This is a genomic window from Streptomyces sp. NPDC058758 (assembly GCF_042746075.1).
In the GTDB taxonomy this organism is placed as follows: Bacteria; Actinomycetota; Actinomycetes; order Streptomycetales; family Streptomycetaceae; genus Streptomyces.
The window spans coordinates 101,936-118,881 of the sequence record NZ_JBHYPS010000026.1 but is presented as its reverse complement, the minus strand read 5'-3'; the positions used below and the strand labels follow the sequence as shown (position 1 = coordinate 118,881).

At 75.9% G+C, this 16,946-nt stretch carries 16 protein-coding genes; 2 read left to right on the top strand and 14 right to left on the bottom strand.

The annotated features are described in order from the left end of the window. Positions 1 to 439 precede the first annotated feature (439 nt). The gene (locus ACFW6A_RS26660; protein WP_351856722.1) at positions 440 to 1,129 is read right to left on the bottom strand and encodes an ATP-binding cassette domain-containing protein; all 690 of its coding nucleotides are present in this window, start codon (positions 1,127 to 1,129) and stop codon (positions 440 to 442) included. After that, positions 1,126 to 2,259, bottom strand: a complete 1,134-nt coding sequence (locus ACFW6A_RS26655; protein WP_351856720.1) for an ABC transporter permease — start codon at positions 2,257 to 2,259, stop codon at positions 1,126 to 1,128. The genes ACFW6A_RS26660 and ACFW6A_RS26655 overlap by 4 nt, the downstream gene beginning before the upstream one ends. Before the next feature lie 161 nt (positions 2,260 to 2,420). On the opposite strand from ACFW6A_RS26655, the gene ACFW6A_RS26650 reads away from it, so the two are divergent. Continuing rightward, positions 2,421 to 3,005, top strand: a complete 585-nt coding sequence (locus ACFW6A_RS26650) for a TetR/AcrR family transcriptional regulator (protein WP_351856718.1) — start codon at positions 2,421 to 2,423, stop codon at positions 3,003 to 3,005. Positions 3,006 to 3,024: 19 nt separating this feature from the next. Here the strand turns inward: ACFW6A_RS26650 and ACFW6A_RS26645 are convergent, their stop codons facing one another. The 3 genes from ACFW6A_RS26645 to ACFW6A_RS26635 all read right to left on the bottom strand — a co-directional run bounded on the left by ACFW6A_RS26645 (position 3,025) and on the right by ACFW6A_RS26635 (position 4,212). Then, complete coding sequence (locus ACFW6A_RS26645; RefSeq protein WP_351856716.1) at positions 3,025 to 3,402, bottom strand: fic family toxin-antitoxin system, toxin component; 378 nt, start codon at positions 3,400 to 3,402, stop codon at positions 3,025 to 3,027. Between the two features lie 16 nt (positions 3,403 to 3,418). Continuing rightward, positions 3,419 to 3,628 carry a hypothetical protein gene (locus ACFW6A_RS26640; protein WP_351856714.1) on the bottom strand — a complete coding sequence of 70 codons (210 nt, stop codon included), beginning with the start codon at positions 3,626 to 3,628 and terminating at the stop codon, positions 3,419 to 3,421. Between the two features lie 101 nt (positions 3,629 to 3,729). After that, on the bottom strand, positions 3,730 to 4,212 hold the full coding sequence (locus tag ACFW6A_RS26635) for a VTT domain-containing protein (protein ID WP_351856712.1): 483 nt from the start codon (positions 4,210 to 4,212) through the stop codon (positions 3,730 to 3,732). A 472-nt stretch (positions 4,213 to 4,684) separates the two neighbouring features. On the opposite strand from ACFW6A_RS26635, the gene ACFW6A_RS26630 reads away from it, so the two are divergent. Further along, complete coding sequence (locus ACFW6A_RS26630; RefSeq protein WP_386643435.1) at positions 4,685 to 5,359, top strand: LuxR C-terminal-related transcriptional regulator; 675 nt, start codon at positions 4,685 to 4,687, stop codon at positions 5,357 to 5,359. Between the two features lie 30 nt (positions 5,360 to 5,389). On the opposite strand, the gene ACFW6A_RS26625 is transcribed toward ACFW6A_RS26630, so the two are convergent. The 9 genes from ACFW6A_RS26625 to ACFW6A_RS26585 all read right to left on the bottom strand — a co-directional run bounded on the left by ACFW6A_RS26625 (position 5,390) and on the right by ACFW6A_RS26585 (position 16,921). Continuing rightward, positions 5,390 to 5,971, bottom strand: coding sequence for an RICIN domain-containing protein (locus ACFW6A_RS26625; protein ID WP_351856709.1), 582 nt, complete (start codon positions 5,969 to 5,971; stop codon positions 5,390 to 5,392). Between the two features lie 162 nt (positions 5,972 to 6,133). Next, a complete protein-coding gene (locus ACFW6A_RS26620) occupies positions 6,134 to 7,330 on the bottom strand; it encodes a LuxR C-terminal-related transcriptional regulator (RefSeq protein WP_386643432.1) in 1,197 nt (398 codons plus the stop codon). Positions 7,331 to 7,754: 424 nt separating this feature from the next. Beyond that, a complete protein-coding gene (locus ACFW6A_RS26615; protein WP_386643429.1) occupies positions 7,755 to 9,785 on the bottom strand; it encodes an alpha/beta fold hydrolase in 2,031 nt (676 codons plus the stop codon). Continuing rightward, positions 9,758 to 11,542, bottom strand: a complete 1,785-nt coding sequence (locus ACFW6A_RS26610; protein WP_386643426.1) for an N-acetylglutaminylglutamine amidotransferase — start codon at positions 11,540 to 11,542, stop codon at positions 9,758 to 9,760. The genes ACFW6A_RS26615 and ACFW6A_RS26610 overlap by 28 nt, the downstream gene beginning before the upstream one ends. Positions 11,543 to 11,859: 317 nt before the next feature. After that, the gene (locus tag ACFW6A_RS26605) at positions 11,860 to 13,026 is read right to left on the bottom strand and encodes a glutamate--cysteine ligase (protein ID WP_351856701.1); all 1,167 of its coding nucleotides are present in this window, start codon (positions 13,024 to 13,026) and stop codon (positions 11,860 to 11,862) included. 313 nt (positions 13,027 to 13,339) lie between these two features. Beyond that, a complete protein-coding gene (ruvB, locus tag ACFW6A_RS26600; RefSeq protein WP_351856118.1) occupies positions 13,340 to 14,443 on the bottom strand; it encodes a Holliday junction branch migration DNA helicase RuvB in 1,104 nt (367 codons plus the stop codon). Between the two features lie 44 nt (positions 14,444 to 14,487). After that, entirely contained in the window at positions 14,488 to 15,747 is a 1,260-nt protein-coding gene (recA, locus tag ACFW6A_RS26595) for a recombinase RecA (RefSeq protein ID WP_386643421.1), read from the bottom strand. A gap of 63 nt (positions 15,748 to 15,810) precedes the next feature. Next, positions 15,811 to 16,311 (bottom strand): single-stranded DNA-binding protein, encoded by a 501-nt coding sequence (locus ACFW6A_RS26590; protein WP_351856123.1) that lies wholly within the window; start codon positions 16,309 to 16,311, stop codon positions 15,811 to 15,813. After that, positions 16,301 to 16,921: a hypothetical protein gene (locus tag ACFW6A_RS26585; RefSeq protein ID WP_351856126.1), complete on the bottom strand. Its 621-nt coding sequence runs from the start codon at positions 16,919 to 16,921 to the stop codon at positions 16,301 to 16,303. Before ACFW6A_RS26585 ends, ACFW6A_RS26590 begins: the two co-directional genes overlap by 11 nt. Between the last annotated feature and the right edge of the window lie 25 nt (positions 16,922 to 16,946).

Genomic DNA, 16,946 nt, shown 5'->3' with positions numbered 1-16,946 from the left:
AAGGTGCGGACGCTTCCTTCGTTCCCGTTTCCGGGCCCTCCGGGCGCTTCCTTCGTTTCCGACTCTATCAGATCTTTCCGATCCGATTTCCTCGGCGCTTTCCGGTCCCTTTTGCTTTCGCTCCGGGCCCTTCCGGCGTTTCCGACTCTATCAGATCCTTTCGGCGTCCGATTCCCCGTCAGAAGGGGTTGTCGTCCTGGCTTTCGGGCCGTTCCGACGAGTGAGACTTTAGCGGATTCCTTCCCTTCGATGCGAATCGGAGGGCGTCCGGGGTCCGGACGTGAATTCCTCATTCCGCGAAAACGCACAGAAGCTCGACGGCGCGACGAATCGCAGCCGACAGGCTGTGTGGTTCTTGCGGAGTGGTCGTCCGGGGCCGGCCGGGGCCGGTGCTCACGTCGGACAACTCGGAGGAGGTTACGGACCTGGAAAACGCATGTCAACTTCGCTCCTGGAGGGTTCCGGCGGGTGCCGCGTGGCTCAGCATGTCGACGGTCGCGTCCGCCGCGTCGGTGACCACGGGGTCGTGGGTGGCGACGACGGTGACGGAGCCGTACCGGTGGGTGGTGCGGGCGATGAGGGCGGTGAGGTCCTCGGCCCGGGTGCGGTCGACGGCGGCGGTCGGTTCGTCGACGAGGAGGAGTTCCGGCTCCAGGAGGAGGGCCCTGGCCAGGGCGATGCGCTGGCGCTCGCCGCCGGAGAGCTGATGGGGGCGGTGGGAGAGGCGGTGTTCGAGCCCCACCTCGACCAGCAGCTCGCGGATCCTGGCGCGCTGGGTCCGGGGCCTGCGGCCGGCGAGGGAGGCCGCGGCGAGGAGTTGTTCCTCCGCGGTGAGTCCGGTCAGCAGGTTGCCGCTCTGGAACATGTAGCCGATGCGTTCGCGGCGGGCTCGGGCACGTTCCCGGTCGGTGAGGGCGGCCAGGTCGGAGCCGTTCAGGAGGACGCGGCCCCGGTCGGGGCGGAGCAGGGCGCCGGCGACGGCGAGGAGGGTGGACTTGCCGGAGCCGGAGGGGCCCACGAGGGCGGTGAGGGCGCCGGGGCGAAACGTCACGTCGAGGCCGCTCAGGGCCGTCGTACGGGAGTCGCCCTGGCCCAGGGTGACGGTGACGTCGTGGAGGCGGAGGCTCATCGTGCGGCTCCCAGCATGGTCATCGGGTCGACGGTGGTGACGCGTCGCAGGGTGAGGGCGGAGCCGGCGAGGCCGACGAGGGCCACGGCGGCCATGGTGGTCGTGAGGGTCGTCGCGGGGAGGCTGAAGGGCACCTGTTCGCCGACGAGCAGGCCGACGGCCGAGGCGAGCACCGCGCCGACGGCGGTGCCGGCGACCACGACGACGGCCGCCTGGGCGAGGGTGTGGCCGAGCAGGCGGCGCCGGGAGGCGCCCAGGGCGCGGAGCAGGGCGAGCTCGGGGGTGCGCTGGACCGTCCACACCGCGAAGAAGGCGCCGACGACGAGGGGCGCGATGAGGAAGAGGAAGGTCTGGATGGAGGTCATGGTCAGGCGTTCCCCGTCGTAGCCGGGTGCGGCTTCGAAGGCCTTCTCCAGCGGGACGGTGACGGTGTCGTGCCGGCGGTCGGCCTCGGCGAGGGCGGGGGTGTCGGCGTCGGCACCCTCGGGGAGCCTGAGGGCCATGGCGCTGTACTGGCGGGGAAGGGTGTCGGCGGGCGTCCGGGCTCCGGGGGTCGTGAAGCGGATGCGGCGCCAGGTGTCGGTCGTGACGTAGGCGACGGGGACGTGGCCGTAGGAGGAGCGGCCGGTGGTGCCCACGACGTCGAGGGTGACGCCGAGGCGGTCGATGGTCAGGGTGTCGCCGATCCGGACGCCTTCGTTCACGAGCTGGCGCGAGATGACGACGCCCTGGGACCGGGCGGCGTCCAGGGGTGTGCCGTCGTCGGCGCCGGGGTCGGTGAAGGCGCCGGGTTCGACGCCGAAGGCGGCGAGGTCGACCTCGGTGCCCCGGCCGGTGGTGCCGCGGGTGAGGGAGACGCCGAGGGGGGTGGCCTCGGTCCGCTCCTCCCGGCTCCAGCCGGAGGCGGTCCGGTCGTCGATCAGGCCGCGGGCGAACTGGTCGGAGTCCGAGCCGGCGGCGAAGGCGATGTGCGTCGCGGGCAGCCTGCGCAGGGCGGAGACGGTGTCGTCTCCGAGGCCGGTGGTGAATCCGGCGACGATGCCGACGAGCGCGGCGACCAGCACGACGACGCTGCCCATCAGCAGGAAGCGGCCTCGGGCGGCTTTCAGCTCCAGCAGGGCGAGGAACATGGCGTTCCCTCCAGAGATAGGGACGGTGCGTCCCCACGATAGAAGATGGCGACGCGGCGTCCCCAAGTGGGGGTGCTCCGGTGGGAAGGGGGCCCGGGGGTTGCCTCCCGGGGACGGGAGAGAGGGGGAAGGGGAGAGGAGGGCGGCCCTAGACTGGGGGCGTGCCCAAGATCCACGCCGCCTCGGTCGCCGACCACCGGTCGCAGCAGCGTGCCGCCCTGCTCGACGCCGCCCGGGAGCTGTTGGCGGAGGGCGACGCCTCGAAGGTGACCTTCGCGGAGGTGGCACGCCGCACCGGCCTGGCCCGCAACAGCGTCTACAAGTACTTCCCCGACCGCCGCCACCTGCTGACCGAGGTGGTCCGCGAGGCGGCCCCGCGGTGGACCGAGCGGATCCGCGCCGCCCTCGCCGCCGCCGGCGACTCCCCCGAGGAGCGCGTCGCCGCCTACGTCACCGCGCAGCTGGAGATGGTCCGCGACGGCGAGCACCGCGTCGCCCGTGCCACCGCCGGCGCGCAGGACGCCGCCGCCCTGCGCGCCGGGGCCGACGAGGCGCACCGCGCCCTGCTCGCCCCGCTCGTCGACGCCCTGCGCGACCTGGGCGACGACGCTCCCCTCATGACGGCCCGTCTGCTCCAGGGCTTCGTGAACGCGGCCACCACCGCCCTGGAGGGGGGCGCGGACTACGCGGCGGTGACCGACCGGGCGGTGCGGCTCGCGGTCGCGGCCCTCCGGGGCCTGGCCTGAGCGCCTGCCCGTCGGTCCGTCAGGCCGGGGTCTCCCAGGTCTTCAGGGTGGCCGCCACCTGGCGGGCGTCGGCGTCGCCGGTCAGCACGCGGTCGACGAGGGTGATGGCGTCCTGGCTGGTGACGTCGACCGGGTGGCCGGAGGCGTGGAGGTAGGCGGCGGCCACGGCCACCGCGAACAGCTCGTTCGAGTGCTCCAGGGCGGGGACGCGGACGAGCTGGTGGAGGAGGGCCGCGGCGCGGTGGTGCGGGAGGTCGTAGACCGGCGTGTCCATGATGCGGAAGGCGTGACGGGCGCGTGCCGCTTCGAGCGAGCCCCAGTCGGTGATCTCCGGGTCGCTGGGAATGACCTTCTGGGCGATGCCGAGGAGCCAGGCCAGATCGACGTGCACGGTCACGTGCGGGTCCCCCGGGTCAGGCGGCGGGGCCGCCGTAGCGGGCGGCGAAGGCGTCGCCGTGCCGGTGGACGAAGGAGCGGGCGCCCTCGATGAAGCGGGTCCGGGTGAGATCGGCGTGCAGGACGTCGCCGGCGTAGTCCTCGGCGGCGACCCGCCTCGCGGCGGCGGCCTTCTGCAGCGCCTCGTAGGCCTCGTCGCTGATCTCGATGCGGATTTCCCGTGCCATGGGCACCACGGTAGCGGTCCGGGACCCGACGGGGCAGCCCTGCCGGGAGATCCCCGTCCGCTTTCCCGGGCGGCGGGGAAGGCTCGGCAGGAGGGACGGGCTCAGGACTCCTCGGCCGGGAGGCCGTCCGGTCCCCGGGCGGCGCGCCGCCTGCGGTACGCCACCGCGCCGCACGCCCCGAGGGCGAGCGCGGCGACCACGGCGGTGCCGAGCGCGGGACGGTCGGTGAACAGCCTGCCGAGCACGTCGAGCGCGCCGAGTCCGACGGTCGCGTAGAGCAGCGCCCAGGCGGCTCCCCCGACGAAAAGGGCCGGGAGGTAGCGCGGCAGGGGCATCCGCATGCTGCCCGCGAGGAAGTTGGCGGCGGTCTGGAAGCCGACGGTCAGGAAGGAGACGGCCACCACGGGCGCGCCCCACCGCTGGATCGCCCGTTCGGCGCGCTGGAACCTGGCCGAGGAGATCCGGTCGGCGAACCGGCTGCGGCGGGCGCCGGCGCCGGCGAGCCAGCCGACCGCGAAGGTGCCCCCGGCCCGGAGCAGCACGATGGCGTAGAGGGCGGCCGCGGTGAGCGCGATCTTATCCACGGCGCCCCGCCCCCGGTCCGGGACCCGGGGCGGGCGCCGCGCTCCGCGTCGTCCGCTCCGCGCGTCCCGCCCTCGCGGGTCCACGACGGACGCAAGCCCGGTCTCCGTCTCTCACCTGCGGCCCGCCTCTGCCCGTTCCGTCCCTGCGTCTCCGCCGTGGCGGCATCACCGTCGGAGCCCGTATCCAGCCCGGTCCCGCCCGGCAGGGCCAGGTTAACCCGAACGCTCTTGCGCCTGGTACGGGGCGTCTGCCGCCGCGCGGGGCGGGGCCGCCGGCCCGGCAGGGGCGGGCTCCGGCTTCCGGCGGGATTCCGGCGCCGACGCTCGCCCCGCCGTCCGCCGTACGACCCCAGGTTCCTGGGGTACGACGGGCGGGGTGGCTCTGGGAACCTCCTTCGTGGGGGCGGCCCGGACGGCATCCGCCGCGCGGGGACCGCCCCGGCGCCCGGGCCCGTCGACGGGGGGGGAATCGATGGACGGTACGGCAGCAGCGGAGGTCACCGTCGTCGTCGTGGACGCCGACCCGGTCTTCCGGATGGGGATGACGGCACTGCTCGGCTCGGTGGACGGGCTGTCGGTGGTGGCGGAGGCGGCGACCGCCGACGAGGCCGTCGCCGCCGTCGAGCGGCTCCGGCCCCGGGTGGTGGTCACCGACCTGTGCCGGGGCCCGGACGGGGAGTCCGGGGCGGAGGCCGTACGGCGGATGCTGGGGCCGCGGCCCCGGCCCGCGGTCCTCGTCGTGACCGTGGCCGACGACGACGCGTCCGTGCTCGCCGCGCTGCGGGCCGGGGCCCGCGGCTACCTGCTCAAGGGCGCGGGGCCCGCCGAGGTGGTGCGCGCGGTGTGGGCCGTGGCCAACGGCGAGACCCTGCTCGGGGCCGCCGTCGGCCGGCTCGTCGCCGCCCTGCTGGCCGGGCCGCGTCCGGGCCGCACCGCCCCGGTCCTGCGCGGACTGACGCCCCGGGAGCACGAGGTCCTCGACCTGGTGGCCCGGGGCCTCGGCAACGAGGCGATCGCCCGCCGGCTGACGGTGAGTCCGAAGACCGTGCGGAACCACGTCTCCGCCGTCCTCGCCAAACTGCACACCGCCAGCCGCGCGGAGGCGATCGTCCGGGCCCGGGAGGCGGGCCTGGGCGGGGGGCGCTGAGCCGCGCCCCGCGCTCCGTCACGCGGAGGGTCAGGCGATGCGCCAGTGCTGGTTGATCTGTCCCGTGCCCAGGCAGTCCCAGAGCTGCACCCGGCCGGGGTTCTGGTCGATGGTCTGGAAGTGGCCGTCCAGGCAGCGGTTGTTCGTCTCGACGGTCACCGAGAAGGTGTTCGGCAGGTTGGTGATCGGGCGCATCCGCCAGTGCTGGTTGGTCTGGGCCGTACCCTCGCAGGTCCACACCTGCATCCGGGTGCCGTTGGCGCCGATCGACCCCCAGTCGGCGTCCAGGCACAGCCCGCTCGGCACGCTCCGCAGTTCGTAGTAGCCGCCCGCCGCGGTGTACACCCAGGCGATGTTCCACTGCTGCCGCGGGTCGCCGGCGTCGCAGTTCGCCAGCTGCACGTCGAAGCCGGGGGCATCGCCCCTCGCCCGGAGGCAGCGGTCGTTGTACCGGTTCTTGATGGTGACGGATCCCGCGGCGGCGAGTGCCGTGCCCGCGGCGACCTGTTCCGGGGCGGCGGCGGTCACCGGGGCGGGCGGGGCGGCCTGTGCCGGGGCGGCGGCGGTGCCCAGCAGGGCGGCCGGGACCACGACGGCCGCCAGGGCGGACATCAGGGCTCTCCTCATCGTACGTACCTCTTCTCACGGGTTGCGGACGGTCGCCGTGCGACGACGACGGCCATGCTGTGCCGCCCGGCGTCCCGGGCGCACGGGGCCGGTGTCCCGGCCGTCCGGGAAGTTCGCCGGACCCGTACGAGCGGAGGTGACGCCCCTTCAAGGGCCTTGGGTGTCGGCGGAGTCGAGGATCCGGGGTGCGACGTGCCGGGTGAAGAGGGTGGCCACCAGGTCGCGCCGGCTGCGCACTCCGGTCTTGTCGAAGACCGAGGTCAGGTGCTCCTGGACGGTGTACGGGGAGAGCCGCGTCAGCCGGCCGATCTCCGCCGTGGAGTGGCCGCTCAGCACCAGTCCGGTGATCTCGCCCTCCCGCGCGGTGAGCCCGTGGGCGGCCATGACGAGCGCGATGTGCTCCCCGGGCCCGGCCGGTTCGACGGCGACCGCGACCCGGGCGGGGCCCGGGCCGTCCATCCGCCAGGCGTGCAGCCGGACCCGGCCCCGGCTCCGGGTGTGCGCCCATGACACCAGGGACCCCGAGGAGCCGGGGCCGGCGGCGCTCGCCCGGACCGCCGCCGCGACGCCGTAGAGGGCGGGCGGCAGTCCGCCCTCCGGCCGTCCCGCCGGCGCGGCCCCTCCCCCGCCGGCGGGGGCCACCGGCGGACGCGCCTCGCCGGGGGCGGGCAGCTCGTCCAGCCAGAGCCGCGCCGTGGGGCTGGACTGCACCGGCGCGTAGTGGTCGTCCAGGAGGACGAGCGCGGGGGCCGGGGTGCCCGCCGTGCGCCCGGCGCCGTCCTCGGGTTCGCCGCTCCCGGCGCGCCGGGTCAGGTGGAGCCTGCGCAGGCTCTCCCCCAGCGGCCGGGCGATCGCCCGGGCCACGGCGTCCGCCTCGGGACCGTACGGCGGGGTGTCGCGGCCGGTGCCGAGGATCAGGGCGCCCCAGACGCCGTACCGGTCGCGCAGCAGGATCCGCACCTCGTCCGTGAGCCCCAGGGGCCGGATGATGTCCCGGTACCGGGGGCTGCGGTCCCGCACTCCGCCGACGGCCTCGCCGAGGACGCCCACGGGCCCGGGTCCCCGGGCCAGTTGCGGCAGCCCGTTGACATCGCCCTCGCGGTACTCGATGTCCAGCATGCGCGGCAGGTAGCGGAGCGGCACGGCCTGCCGGTAGTGGCCTCCGGTGTTCATCAGGGTGACGGGGTCGACGGTGATCCCGGCCCAGACCTCGGACCCGAGCAGCGGGCGGACGGCCCGCATCACCCCGCCGAAGAACTCGTCCACCCCCTGCGCCGCCGTGGCCGCCGCCACCGCGGCGTCCCGGATCCGGCCGGCCCGTCCCGCTCCCTCGTAGCGCGTCATGACCGCAGCGTAGGGTCGCCGTCCACCGGACGCCGAGGCGTTCGGCCGCGTGCCGCCGGGCGTGCGCGAGCGGAACGGCGGGGTCCCCGCCCGGAGGCGCGGCGGGGGAAACTCGCCAGCCTCGGGGAGGACGGTGACGGGGTTCGAGCCGTCGGTGCCGGCCCTCCCCGGCGGAACCGGCCGAGGGCCCGACCCGCCTCGATGCGATCCAGGGGGACGTCGCGGCCTTCCGGGACGGACGGGCGGTGCCCCGGACGGCACGAGGTGCCCCTCCCCCACGCGTCCCGCCGCCCGCTCTCCGCGGCCGCCCGCCGCCCGACGCGCCGCTGCCGCCGGGGCGTCCTCGTCGGCGTCCGCCGGCCTCCGCGAGGACGGGCTCCGCCCCGGCCGAGCGGTTCCGGGCGCGGGACGACGCCGCCCGGGTTCAGGTGAGGCGCTTCTCGATCCAGTCCGCCGCCGTGCGGCGGAACAGGCGGCGGCTGTCGGCGCGGCGGAAGTCGTGGCCCTCGCCGTGGAGGAGGAGCAGCTCCGCCTCGTGGCCGCGTTCCCGGGCGGCGCGCACGATCTGCTCGGACTCGCGCGGCGGGACGTTGGTGTCGTGGGCGCCGTGGACGGCGAGGAGGGGCACGCTCAGGGCGTCGACGCGGCTCATGGGCGAGAGGGCGCGCAGCAGCGCCCGGTCGCGTTCGGGGTGGCCGTACTTGTGGGCCGCCGACTCGGCCAGCCAGGGTTCCGTCGTGGCGAAGAAGGTCGTGAGGTCGGACATGCCGCAGACGGTGACGCCGGTGCGGAAGAGCCCGGGGTGCCAGACGAGCGAGGCGAGCGTCAGGTAGCCCCCGTACGAGTGGCCCATGACGGCCAGGCGCCTGATGTCGGCCGGCCCGGCGCCGACGGCGTGGGCGACGCAGTCGGCGACGTCGTCGATGGCGGCGAAGCGCCCCTCGCCGAGGTCCGCGTCGCGGAAGGTGCGGCCCCAGCCGGAGGAGCCGCGGACGTCGGGGGCGAAGACGTCGAGGCCGCGCGCGGTCAGCTCGTGGTACAGCGGGTCGAAGACCGGGCGTTCCTGGTCCTCGGGGCCGCCGTGGAGGTGGATCACGCAGGGCGCGGGTTCACCGGGCGCGCGGCCGGGGGCGCGGTGGTACCAGCCGCCCAGCCGCAGCCCGTCGCGGGCCGTGGGCCGCATCGGGACCGGGCGCACCGGCGCGGGGCCGGGCGGGACCGTGTCGGCGTCCCGCGCGGTCCACGGGGTGCGGAGCGGGGTCGTCGCGCCGGCCAGGTGCCAGATCCCGGGGCGGCGCTGCGACCCGGCCAGGGAGGCCACGATGCCGTGCGGGCCGGCGGCGGCGACGCGGGTGACGACCTCGTGGTCGAGCTCCACCGTCCGGGGCGGGACCGGCACCTCCTCCGGCCCGGGCAGGGCGAGGGTCTCCAGCTCGCTGATCCCGCCGGCGTTCCAGACGAGGGCGGCGCGGCGGCCGTTCTCGACGAGCGCGAGCAGTTCCAGGTCGTGGGCGGCCCTCCGGGCGAGTTCGCGCACGCCGGTCCGCCGCCCGTCCTCGTCCAGGTCGACGGCGAGCAGGGCCGCGAACTCGGCGCCGGCGTCGCTGCGCAGCCACAGCGTGCGGGCGTCGGCCGAGAAGCGGCCGATCCACGGATCGCCGTCGGCGACCGGGAGGGTGCAGACGGCGGTCCGGTCGGCGACGCGGACCACGACCGCCTCGCGTCCGCCGCGCGGCCCGCGCCGCAGCAGGGCGAGCCGGCCGTCGCGGCTGACGTCGCAGACGCGCAGCGTGGCGGCCTCGGACTCGTCGGCGAACAGGAGGGGCGGACGGATGCCGTCCGGATCGATCAGGTAGGCGGTGAGGCGGTCGCGCACGGGCCCCCGGCCGCCGCCCGGCACCGGGCGGCCGGCCGGGCCGAGGAGGGTGGCGGCCCCGTCGCGGTCCGCCAGGCCCGGCGGCTCCTCCCGGGACCCGGCGGGGACCCCCGCCGCCTCGACGGGCTCGGCGACGGTGACGGCCAGCGCGGAGCCGTCGCCGAGCCAGCACCCCAGGTAGGCGGAGGTGCCGGGCTCCGCCCCGGCGAGGACCCTGCGGTCCGAGCCGTCGGGGCGGACGCACAGGACGCGGGTGTGTCCGCTGCCGCCGGGGGCGACGGTGTAGGCGATCCACCGGCCGTCCGGCGACCAGGCGACCTCCGTGACGGGATCGGGCGTGGCGTCGAGCAGCCGTGCCCGGTCGTCGTCGGTCCGTCCGGTCCACAGCTGCGGCGAGCCGTTCCGGTCGCAGACGAACGCGACGCGTTCGCCGCCCGGGTCGGCGGAGGGGTACCAGCAGGCGTGGGCCGTCTGGAGCGGCGGGGTGTCGTGGTGCCCGGCCCCCGCGGGCAGGGGCTGCGCCGCGGGCGCGCCCGGCCCGGGTCCTCCGGTCAGTCGATTCCGTGCGTCTGCAGCCATATCTCCAGCAACGCTACCTGCCACAGGGTGTTCTGCCCGCGGTGGGCGCGGTGGTCGTCGGGAGCCTCCAGGAGGGAGGCGACGTACTCCTCGCGGAACAGCCCGCGGGCGCGGGCGGCCGGTGCGGCCAGGGCGTCCCGGACGCGTGCCATGACGGGCGGGGCGAGGTGGTGGACGGCGGGCACGGGGAAGTACCCCTTGGGCCGGTCGACCACCTCGCGCGGGAGGACGGTCCGCCCGGCGTCCTTCAGGACGCCCTTGCCGCCCTGGGCGAGCTTCAGCTCGGGCGGGCAGGCGGCCGCCAGCTCGACGAGCTCGTGGTCGAGGAAGGGCACCCGGGCCTCCAGGCCCCAGTCCATGGTCATGTTGTCGACCCGCTTCACGGGGTCGTCGACGAGCATCACGTGGGTCTCGGTGCGCAGTCCCGCGTCGATCGCCGTCTCGGCGCCCGGTGCGGCCATGTGGGTCTCGATGTACTCGCGGGACACGTCGCGCAGCGGCAGCATGTGCGGCTGCAGGATCTTCTCCAGGTCCCCGTGGGTGCGGTCGAAGTACACCTCCGCGTACCGGCGGGGCTCCTCGGCGCGCGGGACCCCCGCGAGCTCCTGGTGCCAGCGGTAGCCGGCGAAGACCTCGTCGGCGCCCTGGCCGCTCTGGACGACGCCGACCTCCTTCGCGACCAGCTCCGACAGGAGGTGGAAGGCGACGGCGTCGTGGCTCGTCATGGGTTCGCTCATGGCGGCGACCGCCGCGTCCAGCGCGGTGGAGACCCGGTCGGACGGCACCATCAGCTGGTGGTGGTCGGTCCCGAAGCGCCGGGCGACGAGGTCGGAGTAGAAGAACTCGTCACCCTCCTCGCCGGCCTCCGTCTCGAAGCCGACGCTGAAGGTCGCGAGGTCCGCCTGTCCTTCCTCGGCGAGCAGGGCCACGATCAGGCTGGAGTCCAGGCCACCGGAGAGGAGCACCCCGACGGGCACGTCGGCCACCATCCGGCGCCGCACGGCGGTGCGGAGCGCGTCGAGCACGGCGTCCCGCCACTCCGGGGCGCCCATGCCGGCGAACTCGGCGCGGCGTTCGTAGGCGGGCTGCCAGTAGGTGCGGTCGGTGTGGGTGCCGTCCGGTTCCACGACGCGGACGGTGGCCGGGGGCAGCTTGCGCACGCCGGTGAGGATCGTGCGCGGCGCGGGGACCGTGGACTGCCAGCTCATGTAGTGGTGGACCGCGACCGGGTCGAGGGTCGTGTCGACGCCGCCGCCGGCGAGGAGTGCCGGCAGCGTGGAGGCGAAGCGGAGCCGCCCGGGGGTCTCGGCGAGGTAGAGGGGCTTGATGCCGAGCCGGTCGCGGACCAGGACGAGCCGGCCGGTGCGGTGCTCCGCCAGGGCGATGGCGAACATGCCGGTGAGGCGCGTGACGAAGTCGGTGCCCCACTGGCGGTACGCCTTGAGCACGACCTCGGTGTCCGAGGTGGTGGTGAAGGTGTGGCCGAGTCCGCGGAGCTCTTCCCTGAGGTCCTGGTAGTTGTAGATGCAGCCGTTGAAGGCGCAGGTCAGACCGGCTTCGCTGTCGGTCATGGGCTGGCTGCCGCGGTCGCTCAGGTCGATGATCCTGAGCCGCCGGTGGCCCAGGGCGACGGCGCCCTCGGACCACAGGCCGCGTCCGTCGGGTCCCCTGGCCTCCAGCCGGTCGGCCATGCGTTCCACCGCCGCCAGGTCGGGACGGCTTCCGTCGAACCGCATCTCACCGGTCAGGCCGCACACGGGACGCCACCTCCCGGGACGGTGGACCGCTCCGTACGGCCGCCGGGGGAGGCGGCTTCGGGGGCGTGAAGGGGCGTGGGGACATGTTTTCGCATGGGCGTTCCTCCTCGGTCGGACGGTCGGTCGGACGGTCGGTCGGTCGTCATTCGGTCAGCAGGTCGGTCGGGCGGCGCATCGGCCCCACGGCGGACCGGCCGGCGGACCGGTCGGTGGGGGCGCCGGGCGGACGGGCCGCCGGGCTCCTTCGGTGGGGCGGGCGCGGGCGGGCCGGTGCCCGCCGGCCGGTTTCGCCGGTCCTCCGGAGGCGCCGGGCCGGTTCACGGCACTCTCGCCGCCGCCGCCCGCTCGTCGTGGCGAGGGGTGTGGGCGGCCGTACGGTGGCGCGGGGAGCGGGCCCTTCCGCGCGTCTGGGCGAGGAGCCGGTCCACTCCGGCGAGCAGGTCCTCCCCGGCGACCGCGGACCGGAGCCGTTCCGCGGCGCTCCCCCGCGCGAGGGCCTCCTCCGCGAGGGGCCGTACGGTGTCCCGGTCGCCGTGCGCCTCCAGGGCGGGGCGCAGCCGGCGGAGCATGCTCCGCACCACGGCGGCGGCGGGCGCGGGACGGCGCGTCACCGGGTCGATGAGGTCGCCCTCCAGTCCGGAGCGGGCCGCGCGCCAGGTCGCGGCGCGCAGCCAGGCGTGGTTCCCGTCGCAGCCGGGCTCCCCGGCGTCCAGGCGGGCGAGGGCGTCGGTCACGAGCGCACGGTAGAGGGCGGCGATCAGGATCACCGTCTCCACGCGCGGGCAGGCGTCGCAGACGCGCATTTCGAGGGTGGGCAGGTGGTCCGAGGGGCGGAGGTCGTAATAGATCATGCCGGGGTCGCTGATGACGCCCGAGCCGACGAGCTCCCCCACCACCCGGTCGTACTCCTCCGCGCCGGCGAAGCAGCCGGGCGGGCCGGCGGTGGGCCAGCGCTGCCAGACCATGGTGCGCCAGCTCGCGTACCCGGTGTCCGCGCCGAGCCAGTACGGCGAACTCGCGGAGAGCGCGAGGAGGACGGGCAGCCACGGCGCGACGACGCACATCGCCCGGACCGCCGTGTCCCGGTCGGGCACGTCGGCGTGGACGTGGACGCCGCAGATCAGCTGCTCGTCCACGAGCCGGCGGTACTCGCCGGTCAGGTGCGCGTAGCGCGGATCGCCGTCGGTGCTCGGGACGGTGCCGAGCCGTGCCAGCGGGGCGGTGCCGGCCGCGACGACGGCCAGGCCCTCGGAGGCGGCCGCGCGGTCCAGCCGCGCGCGGGTGGTGGTCAGGTCGGAGAAGAGTCCGTCGAGGCTCGTGTGCACCTCGCTGTTGGATTCGACCACGGACTGGGGCAGCTCCCCGGTGAAGGTCTCGCCGTAGCGTGCCACGGCGCGCAGCACCGCGTCGGCGCGCGGGACCAGCTGTCCGCTCTCGATGTCGATCACGTGGAACTCTTCTTCGACCCCGATGCGGACGGTCACCGTGACTCCCTGCGATCGGACGGTCTTCTCTGGTCCGGGGCCGCGCCCCACGGCGACGGCTCCTCGTGCCCACCGACTGCCCCGCCTCGCGCTTCCCATGCCTCCGGCCCCGCACGCAGGCCGGCTCCGGTGCCGGTGGCGGGCCCTTTTCGGCCCGGGAGAGCCCGGCCGTACCCGCCGCCGGAGGTCCCGGCCGCGCCCGCTGCCGGGGCGCCCGGCCGCACCCGCCGCCGGGGGGGGTGTCCTCGTCGGCGGGCACCGACGAGGACACCCCTCGGTGAGGACGCCCCCGGCGCTGCGCCGGGGGCGCGGCTCAGGCCGGCGCGGGCGGCGGTACGAGCCCGAAGTGGGCCCAGGCGGCGGGCGTGGCGATCCGGCCCCGGGGCGTCCGGGCCAGCAGCCCCTCCCGGACCAGGAACGGCTCGGCGACCTCCGCCACCGTCTCGCGCTCCTCCCCCACGGCGACGGCGAGGGTGGAGAGGCCGACCGGTCCGCCGCCGAACAGCTGGAGCAGGACGCGCAGCACGGCCCGGTCCAGGCGGTCCAGGCCGCGGCCGTCGACCTCGTAGAGCCCCAGGGCCGCGGCCGCGGTCTCGCGGGTGACCACGCCGTCCGCGGTGACCTGGGCGTAGTCGCGGACGCGGCGCAGCAGCCGGTTGGCGATGCGGGGCGTGCCGCGGGAGCGGCCGGCGATCTCGGCGGCGCCGTCGGTGTCGATCTCGACGTCGAGGAGGCCGGCGGAGCGGGTGACGACCCGCTCCAGCTCGTGCGGCTCGTAGAACTCCATGTGCGCGGTGAAGCCGAAACGGTCGCGCAGCGGCGGGAGCAGCAGACCGGCCCGGACGGTGGCGCCGACCAGGGTGAACGGCGGCAGGTCGAGGGTCATGGCGGTGGCGTCGAGGCCGGTGCCGACGACGACGTCGACGCGGAAGTCCTCCATCGCCAGGTAGAGCATCTCCTCGGCGGGCCGGGACATGCGGTGGATCTCGTCGAGGAAGAGGATCTCGCCCCCGGTGAGCGAGGCCAGGACCGCCGCCAGCTCCCCGGGGTGCTGGATGGCGGGGCCGGAGGTGACGCGCAGCGGGGCTTCCATCTCCGCGGCGATGATCATCGCCAGGGTGGTCTTGCCGAGGCCGGGGGCGCCGGAGAGCAGCACGTGGTCGGCGGTGGCGCCGCGCCGCCGGGCGGCCCTGAGGACGAGGTCGAGCTGTTCGCGGACCCGTTCCTGTCCGATGAACCCGTCCAGGTCCCCGGGGCGCAGCGCCGCGTCGGTGGCCCGGTCCTCGCCGTCGGCGGGGGCCGCGGCCGGCCGCTGGTCCGGCTCCGGCGCGACGGGCCGGCCGGCGGCGCTCCCGCCCGGGTCCGGCGTCCCGTCCCGGGGCGCGGCGGCGGGGAACACGGTGCCGCTCCCGTTCACGGGCGTGCGCCTCGCGCCGGTGCGCGGGAGCGGCGGGCCGGCCTTCACGGCCCGGCCGGGGTGCGGTCGAGCAGGACGCGGGGGGCCGGACCGGCCGGCGCCGGCGAGGCCGTCCCGGTGAGGCGCCGGCCGGTCGCGGCGGGGTCGAGCGGCACGGTGCCGGGGGCGGTCGGGCGGGACGGTGCGGTGCGGGGGGCGGCCGGGCGGGGCGGTGCGGCGCCGGGGGCGGCCGGGACGGGCGGTGCGGTGCCGGGCGCGGTCGTCCGGTGCGGTGTGTCGGCCCCGGGTTCCGCCGCCGGGGTCTGCGGCCCCCTTCCGATGCCCAGTCTCGCCCTGATCCCCTCCTCGATCCGGTCGGCGAGGTCGGGGTGGCGGCCGAGGAAGGCGCGGGCGTTCTCCTTGCCCTGGCCGAGCCGGTCGCCCTCGTACGTGTACCAGGTGCCGGCCTTGCGGACGAGGCCGTGCTGGACGCCCAGGTCGATCAACTCGCCCTCGCGGCTGATGCCCCGGCCGTAGAGGATGTCGAACTCGGCCTGCCGGAACGGCGGGGCGACCTTGTTCTTGGCCACCTTGACGCGGGTGCGGTTGCCCACCGGCTCGGTGCCGTCCTTGAGGGTCTCGATCCGGCGGATGTCCAGGCGGACCGAGGAGTAGAACTTCAGGGCGCGGCCGCCGGTCGTGGTCTCCGGCGAGCCGAAGACCACCCCGATCTTCTCGCGCAGCTGGTTGATGAAGATCATCGTGGTGCCGGAGTGGCCCAGCGCGCCGGCGGTCTTCCGGAGCGCCTGGCTCATGAGCCGGGCCTGCAGGCCGACGTGCGGGTCGCCCATCTCGCCCTCGATCTCCGCGCGCGGCACCAGCGCGGCGACGGAGTCGACGACGACGAGGTCCAGGGCGCCGGAGTGGATGAGGGTGTCGGCGATCTGCAGGGCCTGCTCGCCGTTGTCCGGCTGGCAGACCAGCAGGGCGTCGGTGTCGACGCCGAGCCGCCTGGCGTACTCGAGGTCGAGGCCGTACTCGGCGTCGATGAAGGCCACGATCCCGCCCGCCTTCTGCGCCTTGGCCATGGCGTGCAGGGCCAGGGTCGTCTTGCCGGAGGACTCCGGCCCGTAGATCTCCACCACCCGGCCGCGGGGCAGGCCGCCGACGCCGAGGGCGAGATCCAGGGCGATCGAGCCGGTGGGGATGACCTCCGCGGGGGCCTCCGGCTCGTCGCCCAGGCGCATCACCGAGCCCGTGCCGAACCGCTTTTCGATCTGGGCGAGGGCGAGTTCGAGCGCTTCCTCGCGGTCCTGTTCCTTCATGGGGTCCGCCTCGGGTGGGTGCGGTGGGGGGTCACGGCCGGCGCACGGGGGCGCGCCGGCCCGTCAGAAGGGGTCCGTCTCCTCGTGGGGTGCGGGTCGTCCGCTCGCGGCGGGGACGGGCCGCTCGCCGGTACCGGTCCGGGCGAACGGCTCCTCGGCGGGAGGGCGGGGGCCGCGGGAACCGGTGGGGACGCCGGTGTGCGGGGGTTTGACGACCGTCGCGGCGGCGAACCGCAGCGAGGGGCCGATCTCGTCGGCCTCCAGCTCGACGACGGTCCGCTTCTCGCCCTCCCGGGTCTCGTACGTCCGCTGGCGCAGCCGTCCCTGGACGATGACGCGGGTGCCGCGGGTCAGGGACTCGGCGACGTGCTCCGCCTCCTGCCGCCAGACCGAGCAGCGCAGGAACAGCGTTTCGGCGTCCCGCCATTCGTTGCTCTGCCGGTCGAAGGTGCGGGGCGTGGACGCGACGGTGAAGTGGGCGACCGTGTCGCCGGACGGGGTGAGGCGCAGCTCGGGGTCGTCGGTCAGGTTGCCGACGACGGTGACGACGGTTTCACCGGCCATGGCGGCTTTCCTCTCGTGCGGCGGGTGGTTCCCCACCCGTGCCTGTTCGGGTTCGGCGGGCGGCCTCCGTCCGTCCCGGCCCGGGCTCGGCGAGCCCGGCCGCGAGGAGGCGCGCCTGGTGGGCGGGGGCCCTCCTCAGCGGGGTGCCGAGCCGGGGGACGGTGCAGGGGCGGCCCGCGGCGGCCCCGCACCAGGGGCAGGGCACGCGGAGGGAGCGGAGGCGCGGGTCGCGCTCCGTGCCGGCGAGGCGGGAGGGCGGGCCGCCCGGGGCGGCGGGTGCGCGCCGGACCCGCCGCCCCGAGGCGATCGCGGTCACCAGCGCGAGGAGCTCCGCGCGATAGCGGCTCGGGTCGTCGGGGTCGCTGTCCGGGAGCGGCAGCGGGTGGCGGGCGAGCCGGTCCTCCCGGATCGCGCGCACCTCGGCGCGGATGTCGGCGGCGGCGATGCGGGACCGCTGCCTGCCCAGCCGGGTCACGGCCGTCCGGGCGTCGGCGGCGTCCAGGTCCGCGAGCAGCGGGTGCCAGGCGTCCGTCGTGGCGTCCTCCAGGTGCATCGACGGCCACGTCGCCGCGATCAGGGCGACGAGCCGGGCCGTCTCGGCCGGCAGCATGCTCTCCTCCTTTCCCTTCCGCGGG

What these genes read in the sequence shown, in the direction of transcription:
- ACFW6A_RS26660 (WP_351856722.1), bottom strand. Translation starts at nt 1,129, where the DNA reads ATGAGCCTCCGCCTCCACGACGTCACCGTCACCCTGGGCCAGGGCGAC.
- ACFW6A_RS26655 (WP_351856720.1), bottom strand. Translation starts at nt 2,259, where the DNA reads ATGTTCCTCGCCCTGCTGGAGCTGAAAGCCGCCCGAGGCCGCTTCCTG.
- ACFW6A_RS26640 (WP_351856714.1), bottom strand. Translation starts at nt 3,628, where the DNA reads ATGGCACGGGAAATCCGCATCGAGATCAGCGACGAGGCCTACGAGGCG.
- ACFW6A_RS26630 (WP_386643435.1), top strand. Translation starts at nt 4,685, where the DNA reads ATGGACGGTACGGCAGCAGCGGAGGTCACCGTCGTCGTCGTGGACGCC.
- ACFW6A_RS26625 (WP_351856709.1), bottom strand. Translation starts at nt 5,971, where the DNA reads ATGTCCGCCCTGGCGGCCGTCGTGGTCCCGGCCGCCCTGCTGGGCACC.
- ACFW6A_RS26620 (WP_386643432.1), bottom strand. Translation starts at nt 7,330, where the DNA reads ATGACGCGCTACGAGGGAGCGGGACGGGCCGGCCGGATCCGGGACGCC.
- ACFW6A_RS26615 (WP_386643429.1), bottom strand. Translation starts at nt 9,785, where the DNA reads ATGGCTGCAGACGCACGGAATCGACTGACCGGAGGACCCGGGCCGGGC.
- recA (WP_386643421.1), bottom strand. Translation starts at nt 15,747, where the DNA reads ATGAAGGAACAGGACCGCGAGGAAGCGCTCGAACTCGCCCTCGCCCAG.
- ACFW6A_RS26590 (WP_351856123.1), bottom strand. Translation starts at nt 16,311, where the DNA reads ATGGCCGGTGAAACCGTCGTCACCGTCGTCGGCAACCTGACCGACGAC.
- ACFW6A_RS26585 (WP_351856126.1), bottom strand. Translation starts at nt 16,921, where the DNA reads ATGCTGCCGGCCGAGACGGCCCGGCTCGTCGCCCTGATCGCGGCGACG.